At 41.7% G+C, this 19,557-nt stretch carries 26 protein-coding genes; 18 read left to right on the top strand and 8 right to left on the bottom strand.

The genetic code is table 11. From position 1 onward, the window contains the following. Positions 1 to 4: 4 nt before the first annotated feature. The 7 genes from P8629_RS02750 to P8629_RS02720 form a co-directional block, all read right to left on the bottom strand. Positions 5 to 2,182, bottom strand: coding sequence for a phage terminase large subunit family protein (locus P8629_RS02750; protein ID WP_278164225.1), 2,178 nt, complete (start codon positions 2,180 to 2,182; stop codon positions 5 to 7). Between the two features lie 4 nt (positions 2,183 to 2,186). Beyond that, positions 2,187 to 2,717 (bottom strand): DUF669 domain-containing protein, encoded by a 531-nt coding sequence (locus tag P8629_RS02745; RefSeq protein ID WP_011370092.1) that lies wholly within the window; start codon positions 2,715 to 2,717, stop codon positions 2,187 to 2,189. Between the two features lie 11 nt (positions 2,718 to 2,728). Continuing rightward, positions 2,729 to 3,265, bottom strand: coding sequence for a hypothetical protein (locus tag P8629_RS02740; RefSeq protein ID WP_278164222.1), 537 nt, complete (start codon positions 3,263 to 3,265; stop codon positions 2,729 to 2,731). 12 nt (positions 3,266 to 3,277) lie between these two features. Further along, the gene (locus P8629_RS02735; RefSeq protein WP_278164221.1) at positions 3,278 to 3,844 is read right to left on the bottom strand and encodes a 3'-5' exonuclease; all 567 of its coding nucleotides are present in this window, start codon (positions 3,842 to 3,844) and stop codon (positions 3,278 to 3,280) included. Between the two features lie 279 nt (positions 3,845 to 4,123). Beyond that, positions 4,124 to 6,625, bottom strand: a complete 2,502-nt coding sequence (locus P8629_RS02730) for a DUF5906 domain-containing protein (protein WP_278164219.1) — start codon at positions 6,623 to 6,625, stop codon at positions 4,124 to 4,126. A gap of 221 nt (positions 6,626 to 6,846) precedes the next feature. Next, positions 6,847 to 7,275, bottom strand: a complete 429-nt coding sequence (locus tag P8629_RS02725; RefSeq protein WP_278164217.1) for a phage regulatory CII family protein — start codon at positions 7,273 to 7,275, stop codon at positions 6,847 to 6,849. Positions 7,276 to 7,306: 31 nt separating this feature from the next. Continuing rightward, a complete protein-coding gene (locus P8629_RS02720) occupies positions 7,307 to 7,543 on the bottom strand; it encodes a hypothetical protein (protein WP_278164216.1) in 237 nt (78 codons plus the stop codon). Between the two features lie 108 nt (positions 7,544 to 7,651). On the opposite strand from P8629_RS02720, the gene P8629_RS02715 reads away from it, so the two are divergent. From P8629_RS02715 to P8629_RS02705, 3 genes are read left to right on the top strand one after another with little or no spacing between them, the layout of a single operon-like run. Next, positions 7,652 to 8,098, top strand: a complete 447-nt coding sequence (locus P8629_RS02715; protein ID WP_278164214.1) for a hypothetical protein — start codon at positions 7,652 to 7,654, stop codon at positions 8,096 to 8,098. Between the two features lie 3 nt (positions 8,099 to 8,101). Beyond that, positions 8,102 to 8,977 (top strand): hypothetical protein, encoded by an 876-nt coding sequence (locus tag P8629_RS02710; RefSeq protein WP_278164213.1) that lies wholly within the window; start codon positions 8,102 to 8,104, stop codon positions 8,975 to 8,977. Further along, positions 8,977 to 9,849 (top strand): DUF3037 domain-containing protein, encoded by an 873-nt coding sequence (locus tag P8629_RS02705; RefSeq protein ID WP_278164212.1) that lies wholly within the window; start codon positions 8,977 to 8,979, stop codon positions 9,847 to 9,849. The genes P8629_RS02710 and P8629_RS02705 overlap by 1 nt, the downstream gene beginning before the upstream one ends. Here the strand turns inward: P8629_RS02705 and P8629_RS02700 are convergent. Continuing rightward, positions 9,846 to 10,784 (bottom strand): BRCT domain-containing protein, encoded by a 939-nt coding sequence (locus tag P8629_RS02700; protein ID WP_278164210.1) that lies wholly within the window; start codon positions 10,782 to 10,784, stop codon positions 9,846 to 9,848. The genes P8629_RS02705 and P8629_RS02700 overlap by 4 nt on opposite strands. Positions 10,785 to 10,918: 134 nt before the next feature. Between P8629_RS02700 and P8629_RS02695 the strand changes: the two genes are divergently transcribed. From P8629_RS02695 to P8629_RS02630, 15 genes are all read left to right on the top strand, one after another. Next, positions 10,919 to 11,116: a hypothetical protein gene (locus P8629_RS02695; protein ID WP_278164208.1), complete on the top strand. Its 198-nt coding sequence runs from the start codon at positions 10,919 to 10,921 to the stop codon at positions 11,114 to 11,116. Further along, complete coding sequence (locus P8629_RS02690; RefSeq protein ID WP_278164206.1) at positions 11,113 to 11,379, top strand: hypothetical protein; 267 nt, start codon at positions 11,113 to 11,115, stop codon at positions 11,377 to 11,379. The genes P8629_RS02695 and P8629_RS02690 overlap by 4 nt, the downstream gene beginning before the upstream one ends. Before the next feature lie 24 nt (positions 11,380 to 11,403). Further along, positions 11,404 to 11,763, top strand: coding sequence for a hypothetical protein (locus P8629_RS02685; RefSeq protein ID WP_278164205.1), 360 nt, complete (start codon positions 11,404 to 11,406; stop codon positions 11,761 to 11,763). Between the two features lie 17 nt (positions 11,764 to 11,780). Continuing rightward, a complete protein-coding gene (locus P8629_RS02680; protein WP_278164204.1) occupies positions 11,781 to 12,116 on the top strand; it encodes a hypothetical protein in 336 nt (111 codons plus the stop codon). A 169-nt stretch (positions 12,117 to 12,285) separates the two neighbouring features. Further along, positions 12,286 to 12,507, top strand: a complete 222-nt coding sequence (locus P8629_RS02675) for a hypothetical protein (protein WP_048810619.1) — start codon at positions 12,286 to 12,288, stop codon at positions 12,505 to 12,507. Between the two features lie 64 nt (positions 12,508 to 12,571). Next, positions 12,572 to 13,018, top strand: a complete 447-nt coding sequence (locus P8629_RS02670) for a hypothetical protein (RefSeq protein WP_278164202.1) — start codon at positions 12,572 to 12,574, stop codon at positions 13,016 to 13,018. Beyond that, a complete protein-coding gene (locus tag P8629_RS02665; protein WP_278164201.1) occupies positions 13,011 to 14,957 on the top strand; it encodes a DNA cytosine methyltransferase in 1,947 nt (648 codons plus the stop codon). Before P8629_RS02670 ends, P8629_RS02665 begins: the two co-directional genes overlap by 8 nt. Before the next feature lie 9 nt (positions 14,958 to 14,966). Next, positions 14,967 to 15,482, top strand: a complete 516-nt coding sequence (locus P8629_RS02660) for a hypothetical protein (RefSeq protein WP_278164200.1) — start codon at positions 14,967 to 14,969, stop codon at positions 15,480 to 15,482. 1 nt (position 15,483) lies between these two features. Then, entirely contained in the window at positions 15,484 to 15,753 is a 270-nt protein-coding gene (locus tag P8629_RS02655) for a hypothetical protein (protein ID WP_278164199.1), read from the top strand. Beyond that, on the top strand, positions 15,750 to 15,962 hold the full coding sequence (locus P8629_RS02650; RefSeq protein WP_278164198.1) for a DUF7220 family protein: 213 nt from the start codon (positions 15,750 to 15,752) through the stop codon (positions 15,960 to 15,962). Before P8629_RS02655 ends, P8629_RS02650 begins: the two co-directional genes overlap by 4 nt. Then, positions 15,959 to 16,810: a DNA adenine methylase gene (locus tag P8629_RS02645; protein WP_278164197.1), complete on the top strand. Its 852-nt coding sequence runs from the start codon at positions 15,959 to 15,961 to the stop codon at positions 16,808 to 16,810. Before P8629_RS02650 ends, P8629_RS02645 begins: the two co-directional genes overlap by 4 nt. Continuing rightward, positions 16,807 to 17,337 (top strand): hypothetical protein, encoded by a 531-nt coding sequence (locus P8629_RS02640; protein WP_278164195.1) that lies wholly within the window; start codon positions 16,807 to 16,809, stop codon positions 17,335 to 17,337. The genes P8629_RS02645 and P8629_RS02640 overlap by 4 nt, the downstream gene beginning before the upstream one ends. After that, positions 17,334 to 17,570 (top strand): excisionase, encoded by a 237-nt coding sequence (locus P8629_RS12860; protein WP_442908688.1) that lies wholly within the window; start codon positions 17,334 to 17,336, stop codon positions 17,568 to 17,570. Before P8629_RS02640 ends, P8629_RS12860 begins: the two co-directional genes overlap by 4 nt. Beyond that, complete coding sequence (locus tag P8629_RS02635; protein WP_278164193.1) at positions 17,540 to 18,658, top strand: phage integrase Arm DNA-binding domain-containing protein; 1,119 nt, start codon at positions 17,540 to 17,542, stop codon at positions 18,656 to 18,658. The genes P8629_RS12860 and P8629_RS02635 overlap by 31 nt, the downstream gene beginning before the upstream one ends. Before the next feature lie 194 nt (positions 18,659 to 18,852). Next, positions 18,853 to 19,545 (top strand): RluA family pseudouridine synthase, encoded by a 693-nt coding sequence (locus P8629_RS02630; RefSeq protein WP_278164191.1) that lies wholly within the window; start codon positions 18,853 to 18,855, stop codon positions 19,543 to 19,545. Positions 19,546 to 19,557: the final 12 nt, after the last annotated feature.

The following is a 19,557-nucleotide window of genomic DNA, read 5'->3' as shown; positions in this document are numbered from 1 at the left end:
TCTCCTATATTCTTAGCTTGCGTCTTTGACGGATTGGTTTTTTGGTTGGTTGTGGTTGTTGCTCTGTGATGCCTTCTTCTTGAGATGTTTGTTCTACAAACTTTTTGCGGCGTATGGTTGGCATTTCTTTCGCCATGCGGAATATTGCTAAAGCGCCGATAAAGCAATCCAATGCTTCATTACGTGGTCGAGTCTTGACCCATTGGCGATATTCACGGCCGGCACGCTTTTTGGTTTGCAGTTCTTCTGCAGTTAGCTGGTTGAAATATTCATCATCCAGACTTGGGTCGTTGTTAAAGTGGATATAACCAGGCGTTGAGTGATAGATCGTTTCGATAATCTCGCCGCTTTCTTCATCGATAACGCGCTCTGTATTTGGTTTTAAGTTTAGGCGCGCGAATAAAAGTGCCTTGCCTTGGTCTGTTCCGATTGGTTCAATTGGCATGCCTTTTTTACGGCGGCGGCGCAGGCGCTGGTTACGCTTTACCTTGTCTTCTACCAGTGGCCGATGCTCACCGCCAACCCCTTTGGTTGGAATGCACCATTTTTTGCCTTTGCAGAAGTCTGTGACCATGGATGTGTTATAACCGGCATCGATACCAGCGACCACGACGTTTTGGTTGGCGAGTTCTTCATCAAGTGAATCCCATACATCTGGCAATGCCGTTTCACCAGGCAGTATGATATGTTGCTGATCCCATGCTTCTTCTGAGTCTTCAAAATCGATGATAGTAAGCTCAAGGCGGTCTTTCTGCACGTCAGTGAACGCGATGCGCGTGGTTGGCCGTGGCAATTCTTCCGGGAATGACTCGATACGTGATAGCAATAAAATGGCATCCATACGCTCAGCATCTTCTCGCCATGTTTCGGCAAGATAAGTGTTGGTAAATGCTTTAAGTTTGTTGGTATCGCCTTGGCTATCCAACCACTTTTGCGCAATGTCTTTCCAAGTCAAACCAAGGCCAAACTTTATATAAAATGAATTCAGGTGATAGCTTCGATGCTTCGTAACGCTTGGGTTATTTGGAATCCAAACCGCTTCATCAAGAAGCTTATTTTTTTGGTGTTCATGGATTTCAGCATCGCAAGATGGGCAAACGAAGTATGCGCGATATACAATCTTCTTGCCGCATTCTTCCTGTTGTACCTTGTCATCTAGCTTCCATCTGAAGTTTTTGAATGCAAGTGTGTGGCGATGACCGCACTCAGGGCATGCAATGTAACGGTAACGCTGATCACCTGACTCAAACAGGTCTTCAACCAATGAGAAATCTCTCTCGGTTGGTGTCGACGTATAAAGCGACTTGGCGCGTGAAAAGGTCTTTTGACGGTTTTCAATAAGGGTGACGGGATCACCCTCTCCACCGACATCCAGTGGAAAGGCATCGATTTCATCACCATAGGCATAAGGTACGTGCTCGGCACGGAAGCTTTCTGCAGAGTTTGCACCAGATTTGATTAGTCGCATTGGCCCCAATTCAAGCATGTCTTTTCGATTGGATTCATCTCGACTTAGACTGGATGACAAATCATTCAGGCAAGGTGTCTCAGTCAATAAGCGTTTAAGCTTTGGGTTGAATGTTCTGTCTCGAAGCTCAAGCGTCGGCACGACAAAAATCATGTCCATTTGCGCATAGTCGATAACATAGCCGATCCAATTCAAACCGATCTCGGTGCCGGAGATACCGGATGCCTTCATAAATGTAACCGTGCGTACAGGTGAATGAACTGACAAACTGTCCATGATTTCCACGGCATGCGGTGCATTGGCATTGCGCCATGGACCAGGTAAGTTGGTGCCTGTTTTCATGTAACGATTTTTTTCAGCCCATTGACTGACCGACAGCAGCTGGCGCGGTGTGACAGATTGCTTGAAAGTATTGCCAAGTGCTTTGGTATCAAGCTGTTTTTTGACCTGATGGCCAAGGCTCTTGAGCCAGTCGTGCGAGTAGTCACTGAGCAAGTAATGAATTTGCGTTTCATCCTGCTGGCCATCGACGACTTGGCTGAATTCTTTGGTCAGTTTTTTTAACTGACTGGTAACCGCCTTTCGGATCAGGGCTTTAACCGTCTCCGCTTGCTCGGTTTTCATGGATTCTGACAAAGCCAACTCATAAGACTTGCGAGCTTGCTTTGCCTTAATCTTATCTCTTTCGAGTTGTGCTTTTGCCAGGGTTGCCATGGTTTTATCCTTGCATCATCTGTTGTGGGGATTTTGGTGAACCATCTTCATTCAGATGCGCTTGGTTTGCTGTTGGCGCATTTTGTGGTGATGGCGTTTGTTCAGGTTGGTTTTGCTCTGCAAATGCTCTGCCAGGTGATGCCTGTGATGGATCAGAACCAAGTGGCTTGTAGGCTTTTATTTCAGTATTGCCGTTTTTGGTCTGCACATAAATCATCAGCGGTTTATTGTGCAGCACGCTTGAGTCTTCAAATGCGCCAACGTTCAATGCACGGGCAATGGAGGATAAAACACCCTGCGCAATTTGCGCAGCCTTTTGGCTTGGGTTCCAAAGGTTGAGTTGATCCCAAACCTTACGGCCTTTGAATGAACCTTCGATAACTTCCATCTCAAGCTTTAGGTAGTAACCTTGAAGATTATTTGTCTGGTGCGTTGAAGACGCGACGATTTGTGCCTGATAGTAACCGTCTTGCAATGGTTCAAAGCTGACTGGTTGGTGTTGTTGTGGGTCGAATGTACCGCCTAAATTTGCCATGATTTTTTCTCCTATGACAGTTGTTGAATAAGTTTTTGCACTTCGGACTCAATGCGCTGTTTTTTTTCAGCTTCATCCGAAATGTTTGCAATTTGTGGTGTCAGGTTGTCGACAAGATTTTGAATTCCCTGCTTAATTGACTTAGCCAGGCCGCTGATATCTCCGATGACATCCTCAAGCTTGACTCGGTCACCCTCTGAAATGGCTTGATTGAGAAGCATCATCTGGTTTTCACTATCCAGTGTCATTGCTTTCCAATGTGCTCTGTCTTTGCCGATGTCTTCCTCTTTGGCTTCCATATCAGAATAATCATGATCTGTCTGCTCTGATGATGGCTTTCCGATATTTTTCCCTCTGCTATCAGCATGTTTTTCTTTGAGATCTGTTCTATGCCCGTCTGTTTCTGCAAGCAGCTTAATTGACTCGGAAACCAATACCTTGCCACGCTCATTCAGAACCAATCGCCCGGCTTTATCCCAGCGAGTGACCGTTGACTTGTTTACACCTTGTTGTCTTGCGAACTCTGCTTTTGAAACGACGTTTGACATATTTTCTCCAACCTATGATGAAAAAAAACTTGAGTGAACTTTTTGCACATCCGCTGCCTGACTTTGAACAGACATGATTTCATAAGCTTGGATTAATGCATCATCAACAGCGTTGTGCTTTACCAGCTTTTTTTCATCTGCTTTGTGTGGCATTAGCTGGAGAGTTTCTTCGTATGCCTTGAGATAGGTTCTGTGGTCCATTTCTTGGCGGAAGTGCCAAGGAACGTCAAGACCAAGCACATCGGCATGATGTTTAAGCATTTCCAAGTCAAACTGTGGTGATCTTGCATAGATGCGCTCTGGTTTGTAGTGCAGTAAGAAATCGAATGCCTCTTTGACCGCAACCAATGGCGCTGTTGTTCCATCCAACTCAGTACGGGCTTCGTCAGATTGCTCTGACCACCAGGCAACTGTGTCGTCGCAAATATCAAGACAAAGCTTTGCACTTTCTGCAACATCCAGACGGATGTGAAACATACCTTTGATAGAAACAGCATCAAAAATAACGATGCCAATAGAAGCGATCACGCTTTTGTGCTTTAAACCAAGAGCTTCTATGTCAATCATTGCTTGAATCATTTTTTTACCTTTTCATTTATTTTTTAACGTATACCCTATGTATACCCCTCTTATACCTTTACTTATACCCTTGAATCACCCGCATATACCCTATATACCCAAAAATATGCATTCACTCTCACGCGAGAGGATATGTTTTGAATGAAAAACTTTTTAATACATGTGCGCGCGCGCATGTGTGAAATAAGGGTATAAAGGGTATATACGCTGCTTCTTAGGGTATAAGTTAGGGTATAAGCTGGGTATATTCCGACCATGCTTAGGGTATAAATCTTGCGTTTATGCATACTTTTTATCGAAGGCATTGCCGAACTCCATAAAGCACTCAGTAAAGAAGTCTTTTTTTGTTTTTGAGGATTGATCCCATTCAATGACGTGCTCCCCATGCTCTTTTGCATACGTCATCAGCTTTTCACTTGGAATGTAGAACTGCGTCCGTTTGTTGTCTTGTTTATTTTTATAGTCAGAAAAGTGGTTTTCCTTTTCTGATCTAATGCCTTCTGAACGGATGCTAGATAGAAACTGACGGCTTGTCCTTGGCCACTTCTCTCCATTTTCCTGGCACCATTTGTGATACACCTTATAAACGAGCCCTGCAGGAGCTGGACAGAATGGCATATCAAGATTTCCGATCATCCATTCATGCAAAAAAACGTATGGTGTTTCTGCATTGAGCAAAATCAGGTCTTGTTTTGCCCTGGTCATAGGCGGTTTTGACCAGGGCTTAAATTCACCAATGTCGAAATTAAGTAGATAATTGTGAAGTGCTTTGCTTGCGCCTTTGTCTATTTCTTGCCTGACAAGGTTATAAAATCCTTCCGGCATCGCTTCTGGCGTCCAGATGACAAGATATCGTCGATCTCGCTTCTCTAGCACGACGGGATTGGCTTCATTTGAAAGGAATACCATATTGAAGAAATTCTTTTCCGGGTAGGCAGCAATCATCTTTTGATTGATACGTATGCGGTCTCCAGTGATCATGGTCTTGAGTTTATTTTTGACATGCGTTCTTTCTTGAACAGCGACAATTTCATCGGCAAGCACAAACAATTTCCGATCAACCCAGTCTGAGTTGAACTGATCCTCCATGGTATCCTGAGTGATGACGGAAAAATGTTCGCCAAAAATCTCACCATAAGCTTCGAAAAACAAATTTTTACCAGTACCCTGTGGGCCATGAAAAATGAGTGCCGTATCAAGTTTTGCACCTGGATTCTGTATTGGATAGGCAAGCCAAGATAGAACCCATTTAAAAACATCATCTCCATTTCTTTCAATATCACATAGATAGCTAAGTAATAAGATCAAATGTTCACATTCTTTCGGAACGCCAGATTTATTAACCGTGACGTTTTCATTTGGCTTCGTCGGCCACCCATTCCATCGGTTACAAATAATATTTGAATCAGATTCTGTTGGATCAAACCCTATCTGGTCTCTGTAAACAGCTTTGCCTTGCCACTCAGGGTGTGACTTGACGTCATCCCAGCGCACAAACTGTGGAAGAAGGCTTTTAACCTTTTTGTCTTTGACGACTTCCCCGGTCCAGGTATCAAAACAGTTATCGCCATGAATATCGTCGACATAAATGAAACGTTTGACAAGATCATTTACCGGCATAATAGAAAGTGCGGTTGGTCGCCTTTCCCCTTCCCCCTTAGATTGCGAAGCCGCAGCTGTTGCAATCGGTAAATTTCCACCTGAAATTTCTTTTGTGATGGCTTCTATTTGCGCACGAACCAAGTGATGACCGCCTTGCTGGTGCATAGCCAAATCATTAAAGTCTGTCAGCTTTTTACCATTTCTGATATCAACACCATCAATGATGAAATTTGGCACAACGACCATTCCACCGACAGCATTTGCGGTCATTTCAGCATAGTGAATACCGGGGTTCTTTTGATTATGCGGCATGCCACAATGTTGGCATTGTTGGTCAGAAACGAATGTCGGCTTTTTGCATAGCTGGCATTTTTGAATGTAGTCATCATCTGCACAGATAACGAACTTGGTATTTGGATGATATTTTTTGAGCTCTTTCGCCGTTGGCTCAAGATTGTTTGCATTGAATGCGACGGCAACTGGCAGCCCGGTTGTCTCATGAATGGTGGCAGCCGTGGCATACCCCTCGGCAATCAAAAGAACTTCTCTCGGTGAACCGATCATGTGAAAATGACCGCGCATCCCCAATCCCTTTGGCTCAAACTTCTTCTGTATTTTCTTTGTTCCCTTGATGGCCGCATCTGATCGAATCAACTGCAGACCCCAAATCTTGCCTTTTACATCTGACATCGGAATGGCAATTGTTCCATATCCTTTAGGGTCAAATCTAATTCCATGTGCTTGAACACCTTTTCGTTCAAGATAGTCGCTAGATCCAGTTGAAAGATACTTACTCCAAATGAACTGAGCACGACTTGCTGCCTTCTCAATTTCTCGCTTGCGTTCTTCGGCTGCAATCTTATTCAATTCACGAATGCGCGCCGACTGTATTTTTTTTTGTTCCAGTGTCAGGCTGTATTTCTTGTCAAGCTCAAGCTTGGTTCGATTATTGTCAGCACCCTTCCAGACACCGAATGCACCGATGATGTATGTCTTTCCTTCAATAAGGTAACTTGCCAGGTGATACCACCCGGCTGATTTTGCCTTTGCAGCATCAACCCCCCATTGTGAATTGTCTATTCCGCACCGAACCGGCTTTGCCGTATCAACTTTTAAGTCACCTACTATTAGCCCAGCACCTTTAAGCTGGTTCAAAATATCATTGTAATTTTCAAACATAGGCCATCTTTCTTATAGTTGCCTTAAAAAAAAACCCATCGCCTAGAGACAAACTGCGACCTTTTACACCCGTAAACGGTTCACTGCACTCAGGGTCCCATACTCTTGGTTGCTTCTTATAAGCACATGAACGAACGCGATTTAGTTGCACACCAGCAACGCGCGCGAACATACCAAACAAGGGGACCGGGGAAAAATAAGTAATAGAAAATCGCAAAGGATTAAACCTTTGATCCATGGACGCTTTCTTTCAATCCATGAAGCGAATCAATCGCCTCATTGACCTCTCTCAAAATCGCAGTTCTTTCATCACGAGTCAATCGACCGTCTTCCAGTGCCTCTCCAAGAGTTCGGGAAACATCACCATGCTCAGACTCAACAGTAAGTAACGCCGAGATAATATTCTTCACAGTGCTTGGCTGCTTCTTCTCGATCTTAAATCCAAACATATCAGCCATAACAATCAGCACCTGGTAATCATCAGCGGCAGGCATGAGTCGACAAAGTTCCAATACCGTTAATTGATGGTGCTCGTTATCAGGGTTTACCTTATTGCTCAAAATCTTCTGACTCATGCCAATTTTGTCAGCCAGCTTTGCAGCATGACCATAAGGAACAGTCTTATGAATAGCGTTCAGTAATGTGTCCATAGTGTGAAACCTCTGTTAGTTACTCGTTTTTCTAAATTTCGCTTTTATCTAAACTTAAACCATCTACTTCGGAATCAGACCCAAATAATTCACGCGGATAAATATCTGGTCTGATTTCCCAAAGAGGGATTCCGAAATATTTATGGATTTTCAGAGCAACTTTAGATGACACTTTTTGTCTGCCAGCTTTGACATTGCTTGCATAAGGGTCTGATGACTCTAAAAACCCAGCCAGTTTTGAAGTAGGGATATCAATTAATGTTTTCATGTCGAAGAAGTTTATCTAAAAGCTAAACACTTGGCAAGAAAAGTTTATATTTTTTCTCATTTATTAAAAAGATAAATAAACGGATAATGATACAAAAAGGGAATTTAGATGGATATCAGCCAAATAAGACTACAAAACTTGGAAGCTTTGATAATAGAGCATGGTAGTGCTGCATTTATAGCTGACAAGATTGGCTCAGACGCTTCAGTTATCAGCGTAATTAGAAGTGAAAAATATCCTGAAAAAAATATGGGTAAAAATATCGCCCGTAGAATTGAAAAAGAATTCAAATTACCAGATGGCTGGATGGATAAAGACCATACAATTGAAAATAAAACATTTTTATCCAGCGGAACAGTTCAATCAGAACCTGGCGAATATCTTAATTCATCACCTTTATTTGCCTTAACCAGTGAATCAAAAAAATCACTCATTCAAGAAATTATAAAAGCCATAGAAAACAACGAAATCTCCGACGAACAGGCAGATGCGTTTAGAGCACTTCTAAAATCAATATCTCCACAAAAACAAGATGGACGATTTAAAAAGAGTTGATCAATGGAATATTTAGCCAATGATAAATACACAGATTTCCTTTTAGTTCCATCTACTCAAGGAAATGACTTTACCCACCTAGCAAACTTAAATACAGAAAAAGGCATTAAAGAATGCTATGTAAAAATTTATCCAGATAACGAAGACTCAATGGTAAATGAAATTATAGGATATCTTTTTGCTAAAGAGCTAAAACTACCAGTTCCGGCACAAGCAGGTCTTGTTGAAATAGAAATTGGAGATGGTAAAGATTTAGAACCAAAGTTCATACCTAAAAAAAACCAATGGATATCCAATCAATCAGAAGCTATTGGATGGTGGACAAGCAAGGAAAATGCACCATCACTTCTCGCACATTTCAGCATAGATAAATACTTAGAACTCTCTGAAAAATCAAAAGTTCTCTATCAAAAGAAATTAGAAAAACAACTCATTTCAGCGATGGAAGAATCCTTTAAAAAAGATCACTTTGGGCCAATATGTGCATTTGACTATTTTTTTGCAAATGTAGATAGAAATATTGGAAATATACTATTTGGAGATGTTCTCATAGCAATTGATCACGGACAAATATTTGGCGGGAAAAACTGGTCATCATCACTAAAAAATATTGCCACTAAGCAACACCACCACAAAATACGAGAACTCATAGCAAACCTAAAGCTTAATTTACCTAAAAACGTCATTGATTCAGCATGCTTGAAATATGACGAAATAATCAGTTTAATACACTCTAAACCATCAAAAGACGTGTTAGAATTCCTCGCCGACTTTAATGCCATCAACCCAAACAAAATATTCCAATCAGTTGACGAATACATGGGCATCAGAGGCAAAGATGAATTAGAGTATAAAAGCAAATTCAACAGGCTAATATAGTGAACAAATTCAAGCAAAATATCAGTGGAAATAAACTTATTAGGGGAAAATGGGCTCAAATCCAATTAACCCCGAATATTATCACTGGCGAAAAAATAAATATTGGCATTGCAATGCTTGATGAAAACGGCATAGTACATGCCAGAGTAGCCAAGAATTTAGACCGTTTAAACTGCCTGTACGATGACATTGACAGCGCAGAATTCGAAAACAAAATTTCTGTATTTCAAACCTTTATGGATGGTGCAAGCGTAGATATCCTTGAAGAACTTAACATGTTTGAAAACATCAGTTTTTCAGATATGAAGCCAACCAAAGGAAATTCATACGAAGAAGTTCTTGATAGACTTTTTAAGCAAATGGTTCCAGTTGGAATCCCGCAAAAAAAAGAGCGTAAGAAAAAATTCGAAACAATCAGAACATCAGAGCTAAGAGCAAAAGTTTTCGCTGGCATAAAAAAGAACCTTGGAGAAGAACTTAGCAAGCAATATATCCATGCTAACAAATGGAAAATAAATATCCCAAATGAAGCCGCTACTGTTTCGTTGGATCTACCCCTAAGAAATCAAAGCAAGAACAGAGCAGGAACAATAGTTTCAGGATGGTATTCTTCTGATGAAAAAGTAAAAGTAAGCCTATATGAAGCCGTACTTGATATTAGAACAGCAAAAGACTACCTATATGATGAAAAACTTGGCCTGTTTATACTTCGACCAGATGAGGAATCAGGGCTATCACAAAAAACCATCCGGAAAATTGATAGTGCTATCGACCAGCAAGCAGAACTACTCGTCAGGAAAAATGTCGATGTTGAAATTCAAACTCAAACTAATGCACTAATTGATGCTGCAGGAAATTGGATTGCTGCTTAAAAGCTTTTTCGCCATACTTCTTCAGAAATAATCTTCAATCCATAGCCTTCATCACGGTAACCAACGGCTTTTTCAATCTTTCTGCCATAAGAAGTATTAAACCAATCCCTACTTGCTACCGGACCAACTACTAGATAATCCAAATTTTTTGTAATTCCTTTTGATACCTTTCCACCAAATCTCAGGATCAAATCCTGGCATTCTTTTCTTGTACCATAGGCAAAGGTTCCAGTGATGCAAAATACACGGCCATCAAACTCGACGCATTCAATGTCATCCAATGGCAATGTTGTTGTCTTTCCTGATGCTGCACCATCATCGGAAAATGCACCGCCAAGCGCTTCATACAACACTGACAATATGCTTTCACGTTCTTCACCTGTGATAACTCCATCTTCTAAAGCAGATTTCACCAACCTATTTACTTCACTGATCGGCCAGTGACATATCAGCTCACCATGTGAATCAAGCCACTCATTCAAATAACTCACTTCCACATCAGTCAATTCATCATCAGCAGCTATTCCAGAAAAAACACCCAAGGCACGTCTAAAAGCATCTTTGTCCACATCATCCATATAGACATAATCATCGCGATATTCCAATACATCAGAAACAAGCTGAGATAAATCAGCTTTTTCATCGCTGGTGATAATACCATCCTCCAAAATAGAGCTCAGCAAGTCCAGCAAATCGAAAACATCAGGATCATTATGCAAATACTTCTGATCTGACAGCCAGTTTTGCAAAAAAACAACCTCACCATTTGTCATAGCTTCATCAGCTTGAATACCCGACAAAATCCCCATCAAGTTTTCAAAAGCTTTATCTACATTTTCACGAAAGTTAAAAGCCATTACAGGCTGACCGTTCACGTCAAGATTCATTGCAAAAAATCTCTTTACTAAATTAATAAACATCATACCAACGACCATAAATAAATAAACTTAATTTTCACAATGTTTATCTTTTTTATAAATTTTTATTGACATAATATTTATCTTTTAGATAAACTTTAAATAAACAACAACCAGGCCTGGCAGATTTTGGCAATAAATAAGGACAACAAATGAACGATCTAAACAAACTGATTCTTGAGCAATACCACAAATCCGGACTAGAAAAACAAATGACATTCTGGCGTTTTGCAAGAGTCTTCAAGCACATCTCATGCATCGATACTATTGCCAAGCCAAACCAGTCAGAGATGGCAGACATCTTCGACCACGGCGACAGAATTATGGACCTAATGAGTAGCGCATTATGAGCAAGCCAATCAACTCAGCAACCAAGCAAGCATGGCATGCCATCGTCCAAGAAGCCATTGAAATCGAATACGAACAAAACGATGACTACCTTGGCATGGAAAAAGAAGATGCCATCCAGCTAATCAAACAAGAAATAGCTAACTGGTCATTTGCCAAATTCAACAGATTTGTAGAGGAAAATTTCAATGACACTACTTTCTCACATCAAGCAACTAGCAACATTCTTAATCATACTGATGCTGTTTGTTGCATCCAGTGCTGATCTAACACCTTTAATGAGATTGATATGAGAACTCTCAAATCAAACATGGCACTCAAGAAAGAAGTCAAACAACTTCAAAAACAACTTGAGCAACAAGATATTACCATCGCCCTGCTTCGCAATGCAGAGCTTGAGCGATCAACCGAATTCGTCAACCAAATGCAACTTATTTTTGGGCTTGTTGACTATCTTTTTTATGACGCTGAAGAAATCAGGACCCTAGGTGAAGCACAAAAACGCTGGGAAGAATTCAAACAAACCGTAAACGAATCAGAAAGTGCCGCCAAAGCACTCGAAGCACTCAACCTTGAAATAGAAATATCTCATGGCGAAAACCAACAAATCGTCATGAATTCATGGTCTCAAAGTAGACAAATGACATAAGAGCGGGGAGAACAGCAATGGCAACATGCAAACCTTGTAATCCAGACCAACTAATGCTTTGTGATGAAATGACTCCGCGTGAACACTTTGCCAGGCTCTACCAAATAATTAAAGAAGCAAACCAACAAAAAACGACCAAAACAGGAAAAACAGTAATGGATGAAATCGACCGCGCTCAAAATCAAGAGCTTATGCAAACAAACCAAGCAATCCAAGCAGCCAAACAGCAAGGATTCACCAAAATCAAACATGACGGATCATGTCATCACTGTGGCGATGATGTCATCGAGCCAAAACTATTTTGCGACGGCGACTGCGCCAGCAAATGGGAACTAAGAAATAAGCGTCCGTGAGGAAAGATACCCCAGCCGGCGGTGGGGATGTAACACCGGCAGTACAGTCACATGCTCCTTGATAGTGTCCAGATCGAAGTGATGATGTACCGCAAGCCACGCGAGAGTGGCATCCATTAACAAGCGCACTTCCGAGTGCGTTTCTTAATGGAAAAAATGGAGAGATACCATGGAAGCAACAACAGTAAACGACTACCCAAACATTGAAGATGAAGAATGGCGCCTGTTTCAGCAACGCAATCGCACACACCAGCCAAAAGCTGAAAACTGTCTGCGCTGCGTTCACTTTCAAAGAAAGTGTGACCACCTAGACTTTGAGCAAATGCCAGTCATCGAAACACGCGGCAACGAATCAATCGTGCAGTGCATGAACTTTACGGTGAAGCAATGATTTGGTTTATCGCCTGGCTAATTGCCATATTCGCAATAACTGATTTTATGAAAGGAGCAACACAGTGACAGAGCATATCGAAGTAATAGGGCCACTTTTATTCGCAGCCTTAATAGTGCCATTTATTGCCCTGAATTTTGAAGATAAAACATTCAGAGTCATGACCGGGCTATCAGGTCTATTTGCAATGCTTGCCGCAATCATCTATGGATTTGATGACAGAGGATTATTCTGGAATGTTTTCTACATCACCGCCTTTGCAAGCATGACTTACCACTCAATCGACAAGTTCATTGAACTTATTGAGCTAGACCAAGATGAATATAAACAAACGGCCAATGTACTTAAAAAATCAATCTTAAGCCTACCATCTGAAAGAAAAAGGCAGCACTATGCGTCCACTATCGCACTCTCATGCCTTTCATTCGTCGCTGCAGGCAGAGAAACAAAAGCATTTCAAATAACCAATGATGATGCATGCATAAATTTTGAAAGGAAAACCAATGTATAAAAGAACAATAAATCACTTTCACTTATTTTGCGGATTGGGTGGTGGCGCAAAAGGTTTCAACATGGGCCAAGCAAAAGTCGGTCAGATTGAAGCAGAATTTCGCTGTATTGGTGGCATTGACTCCGATGCTGCAGCAATACAAGACTTCAATCAGCTTGCCGGTGCAAAAGGCACTGTCATGGACTTATTCGATGCTCCCCAATACCTTGATTGGCATGGTCACCTTCCACCAGAAGATTGGAAAGAAGCAACACCGGAAGATATTCGCCGAGCTGCTGGCTACGAACGCCCAAATATCGTATTCACCAGCCCACCATGTAAAGGGTTTTCTGGTCTGTTATCACAAACCAAGAGTGGAACAGACAAGTACCAAGCATTAAACCGACTTACCACCCGTGGAATCAAGCTTGCACTTGAGGCATGGCAAGATGATCCGGTTGAGTTCTTCATCCTTGAAAACGTACCACGCATTGCAACACGTGGCCGCTACCTGATAGATGAAATTATTGAACTTCTTGAATCACACGGATATGCCGTTGCCGAAACAACGCATGACTGTGGTGAAATTGGCGGCTTGGCTCAAAGTCGCAAGCGCTTCCTTCTGGTTGCACGTCATCAAGAAAAAATCCCGCCATTCCTTTATGAGCCGGAAACCAAATCACTCAAAAAAGTCGGTGACATTCTTGAAAACCTTCCAATGCCAGGAGATGAAAGTGCCGGGCCTATGCACCGCATTCCAAACCTACAATGGAAAACATGGGTGCGCCTTGCATTTGTTGAAGCCGGTAAGGATTGGCGTTCACTCCAAAACCTAAACGTACAGAATGGGTTTTTAACCGACTTTGGCATCATGCCGAACGAGCAATATCACAACTCCGTATATGGCGTTAAAAAGTGGGAAGAACCAACAGGAACAGTTGCTGGGCGCTCAACACCAAGCAATGGCGCCTATTCAGTTGCTGATCCACGATGGACCGGAACCCATAAATACGGTCAGCTTGGCGTCAGAAACTTTGATGAAACCAGCGGTGCCGTCAGCGGGCAATCTGCAGTTGGCGGTGGACGCTATGCCATAGCAGATCCACGCATTAATGGCGAACGCCATAAAAACGTATTCAAAGTTGTGCAGATGGATGGACATTCACCGACCGTAACATCCGGTACTGGACCAACTGCAGGCGGATTGACGATTGCAGACCCAAGAATGCCAGATACCAACAAAAACCGTCACAACGGATTCTATCGCGTTGTTGACTTCAATGGACAGGCTCACACCGTAACAGGTGCCAAGCATGTTGCCGGCACTGCCACGTCTGTTGCTGACCCTAGAGGTGGAAAGTTTGGAGGCAAATACTCAGTAACAGATTTTGACAAGCATGCCAAAACTGTTATTTCTGGAAGCACTACCGGACAAGGAGCATTTGCTGTCGCAGATCCACGACCAGGACTTGGAAAAGATGGAAATCGTGAACATTACCAAACCGCTGGTCATTATGGTGTACGACCATGGGATTCACACTCCTATGCAGTACCTGGCAAAGCAAAACTTGATCGCGGCCCTTGGTCCGTTGCCGACCCACGCATCCAAGATGCTGAAAACTTCAACCTACCAAGCGAAAAAGATAAAGGTGCATTCATTATCCAATCGCTAGATAACACTTGGCACCGCCCATTTACCACGCTAGAACTAGCTGCGCTTCAAGGTCTGGTTGACCCGGAAGAATTTCTGCACCTATTCGGCGGATCAGACTCTGCATGGCGTGAACGTATTGGCAATGCAGTACCGGCACCAACCGCAGCAGCCATTGCATCCGTAATGGGGCAAACAATCCTACTCGCAGAAGCCGGCGAAACATTCATGCTGAGTGCAATGCCGATATGGGTACAGCCGTTGGTAGTTTCAGCAAGCGTTGAAAATCAAAACTGGGCAACTATTTAAGGAATCACAATGAGAGATTTAAACGAATGGGCGCAAGAAATTCACGCCAATAATATTGCTGCTGGATGGTGGGAAGGTGAACCATGTATCTACACCAAAATGCAGCTTATCTCTACCGAGATCGCAGAAGCAACAAAGGGCGAGCGTAAAGACCTAATGGATGACAAATTACCACATCGCAAGATGGGTGAGGTTGAGCTTGCAGATGCGCTGATTCGTACCTTAGATTTAGGAGGATATTTGGGGCTTAAATATGATTTTTATCCGAAGTGGTCTGTAGTAAGTGAAGACTGGACGATAGGCCGCAAGCACCTATTTCTAAACCGCATGCTAATTTTGTTTTCTGATAGCACTTTGCGCGAGCAGGAAATGTGGTATTCATCGTTGGTTAAAAATCTTATACAAGTATCTGACCAACAAGGCTACGACATCGAAAGTGCCATGATAGAGAAACTTGAATTCAACAAGACTCGACCAGACCACCAACCAGAAAACCGTGCCAAAGCGCATGGAAAGAAGTTTTGATATGAGCCAAATACTAGCACTACAAAACGGAATGGTCATCGAGCAGGTTAATAGTCCTGCTAAGTTCAAACTGATTTTTTCAGCAGGTATTGAAACCTATGCTGATCAAATGGTAGTTGATGAATCAATTTATACTCTACCTGATGATGGAAGCATGACAAGACCAGTTCATCTGATTGCTAATAAAGGTGCATCCTACCCAGTATATTTGGACTTCATAAATATTGGTGAACTCATTTCCTTTATGGAATTTGTTGGAGATACACAATGAGCCAAACAAAAAAACAAACCCATATTGAAGTCTCGGCAAATCAGGTTGTAGGCATCATCATCGGATGGTGCATTGTGTACTTTCTGTTTCCACTCTTTGACTTCTTGCCACAAGAACAAGTTGCCACTATTTCAACTGGTATTTTCTTCATTGCAAGCTACTTGCGAAGCTATGCGATTAGAAGACTATTTAACAAGGAAAAGACATGAGTAAAGTCACATCACCAATCATGCGTTACCACGGTGCTAAGTGGCGTTTAGCGCCATGGGTAATTCAGTTCTTCCCAAAGCATAAATACTACGTTGAAGCTTTTGGTGGTAGCGCTGCCGTTCTCATGCAAAAAGAACGATCATACGGAGAAGTATATAACGACCTTGATCAAGACATATTCAATCTATTTAAAGTTCTGCGCGATCGATCGCAGACAAAAGAGCTTATACGCCTATGTGAACTAACACCATTCTCTAGAGATGAATTTGAGCTTGCATACGAGAAAACAGATTGTCCTATTGAAAAAGCACGTAGAACTTTATTTAGAGCCTATGCAGGATTTGGATCAGCAAGCGCTACTAAAGGAAAAAGTGGATTTAGAACAGATATTTTTAGAAATTATAAAAATCCTACTCATCTATGGACTGAACTACCAGGCAAGCTTGATATGTTCACCAATCGTCTGGCCAGCGTTCAAGTTGAAAACAAAAATGCACTGGATTTAATAGAGAAATATGACACAGAACAAACTCTTTTTTATCTAGATCCACCTTATGTTTTAGATACAAGGACGGCTAGAGCATATGGATATTATCGAGAAGAAATGACCGATGATCAGCATGATCAGCTTATTGATCTTATCCTGCAGTTGAAAGGATTTGTAATTATCTCAGGTTATGACCATGAGATTTACGACCGGCTACTTAATAATGGATGGAAAAAGAGACAAAAATCATCAAGAATTTCTTCAAATAGAGGAACAGAAACTCGTATCGAGTGCCTTTGGATGAATCCAAAAACTGCAGAACAACAAGGACAACAATCACTTTTTAAGGAGGCACTATGAACCAAAAACCACTTCATGAACTGCTTCAAAATTTAGTCTTATGTCCAAACAAAATTGAAGCCGACCTGTTAATAAAAGAAGTTCAATCGCGCTTTGTTGAGCTAGAGGAAGAAGTATTTTCTTTTGAATCACTTCTCGTAAGAATCAGGGAAGTAAGCAATTTCACTTTCGATGAAAAGAAAGCTTCAGAATCAATTAGTCAATCTGAACCAGACCAGTTAGTTCTCAACATTCTTGACTTGATTTCAGATCGTGACGAGTTGTATGTTAACTGCGAAAACTTATCGCGCAGTTGTTCTCTTGCTGTTGGAGCGCTGCCTATAGGTAGCATTATTTCTGATTTTTTAGTATCGGCAGTCAGAACCTACAATAAAACAGGCGGGAAAACCCCGCAACAAGCTTTAGCTGAACTACAAGCAAAATCAGTCAAAGATTACGAAGCATACAAATACTCACCAGGTGCATACGATACCGAACCAATGTCACCAGAAGAATTTTTCAACCAAGCAAATGGAGGTGAAACGTGAATATCACACTAAATGCCTGGGCATCAAAAAACTTCGACCCACCACCTAAACAGCATATACTTAGGAATTGGATTAAAAGTTCATCAATTTATCCAGAGCCAATAAAAGTCGGCAATACATGGTATGTTGACTCAGAAGCAGAATACATTCAACCATCGGTATCAGTTGCAGGACTATCCGATGCAGCAAAAAGGGTTTTACAATGTCACCAAAACCAAGAGAGATCAGCTTAGGTCTACCACCAAACCTCTACGCTAAAAAAGACAAGCGTAACGGAAAGACCTACTATCAATACAAGTCGCCTCTTGATGGCAAATTCTACAGCTTTGGTACAGACAAAAACCAAGCGGTAAACGATGCTGTGGCCCTTAACCACAACATCTACGATGCCATCCAAAAAAGCAGAATTGAAAAGCTGAAAAAACCTGCATGCATTCTATTTCGTGATTTCTGGCAAATCTATTTTGACTCCATGAATGATAGAAAGCTAAAACCAAACACCATCAAAACACGCAAAAGCCAATATGAGGCCTGCTACTCATTCATTGGCAACACACCACTGAATGAAGTTCGAGTCAAAGACGTAGCTGATATCATTAACCACTACATCGATCAAGACAAAAGAAGAACGGCCAGCGCCATCAGATCAACGCTAAAAGATGCATTCAAAGAAGCAATTCACCAAGGAATTGTTGAAGATAACCCGGCTGAAAAAACCAGAGCACCAAATGTTCCGGTAAAACGCCAACGCTTTAACCTTAATCAAGTGCTTAAAGTGCTGGAAATAAACAAAGAGACTTGGCTTGAAAATGCAATTCTTATCGCACTAATCACAGGACAACGTGTAAGCGATATTGCCAAGATGCAATTCAAAGACTTCGATGGCGAATACCTTTATGTCATCCAGAAAAAGAACCGACAAGGCGCGCCAGAAAAACGATACAAATACCACAAAGACATCAAGCTTGATGCTTTAAATATGACGCTTGGAGACATCATCAACAAATGCCGTGATAATGTCATCAGCAAACACCTTGTCCACCATACCAAAAATGAAGGTCTTGCCAAAAAAGGGACAAGCTGTCATGAACAGACTATTAGTAAACGATTCACCTGGCTAGTCCGTGAAGTAGTCGATGGGCAAAACTTGCCGACCTTCCATGAACTTCGTTCACTTTCTGCAAGACTATACAAAGCACAAGGTAATATCTCAGAACAAAAAGTGCTCGGTCATAAGTCAGCAAAATCCACCGAAATTTATACCGATGCACGCGGCTCAGAATGGGTAGCCGTAGAGATGGGAATCACCAAAATTCACTAATCTGATTTGGGGAGGAATTGGGGAAGTTTTGGGGAAGAAATATTTTTTATTTAAAATCAATAAGTTGCGTAATTACGTGTTTATTGCCTAGACAAACAAAAATAACTGAAACTTTATGACTCATACTCACTTCTCTTTTACAATAAGTCTTTATTTTAACGTATGCACGCCAGTGAACCAAAAACGATTCTTCTATGCTAAAACCGAAACCCAAATTAAAGGCCATGCCCTTTCAAGCTGACTGGATACTTTATGAAGACAATGACATCCTTGTTGTAAACAAACCGGCAGGACTTCTTTCTGTTCCAGGAAAAGACCTTGACCCGGAAATAAACTTATTAGCTCAAGCCCAAAAGCATGCTCCTTCAGCTCTCATTGTGCATCGATTAGACATGGACACCTCCGGCATCATGATCTTGGCAAAAAACAAAGCCAGCCACCGGCATTTGAGCATTCAATTTCAAGATCGTTTGACCGAGAAAACATATCAGGCTATCTGTTTTGGTAAGCCCTCTAGTTTGAAAGGACACCTTAACTTGCCCATGCGCTGTGATTGGGAAAACCGACCATTACAGATGATTGATTTTAAACAAGGGAAGTATGCCTCAACACTCTGGGAAGTCATCGCACAGTATCGTGATGCTTTTGAAGTTAACCTTACTCCTATTACTGGGCGCTCACATCAGTTAAGACTACACATGAAGATGCTTGGTCACCCTATCTTAGGAGATAACCTTTATGCAGACAAGAAAAGCTATGTTGCCTCCAAGCGGTTACTACTCAATGCTGCCAGCTTGAAAATAACCCATCCATCAACTGAAAAGATAATGCTTTTTGAACATCCCATTACACTCGATAATTTTTTATCTGGCACATTTTCTGCTTAAGGACGTACAATA

It is taken from the genome of Hydrogenovibrio sp. 3SP14C1 (assembly GCF_029625905.1).
Classification (GTDB): domain Bacteria; phylum Pseudomonadota; class Gammaproteobacteria; order Thiomicrospirales; family Thiomicrospiraceae; genus Hydrogenovibrio.
Note: the sequence above shows the minus strand (reverse complement) of the source record. Positions and strands in the feature narration are given on the sequence as shown.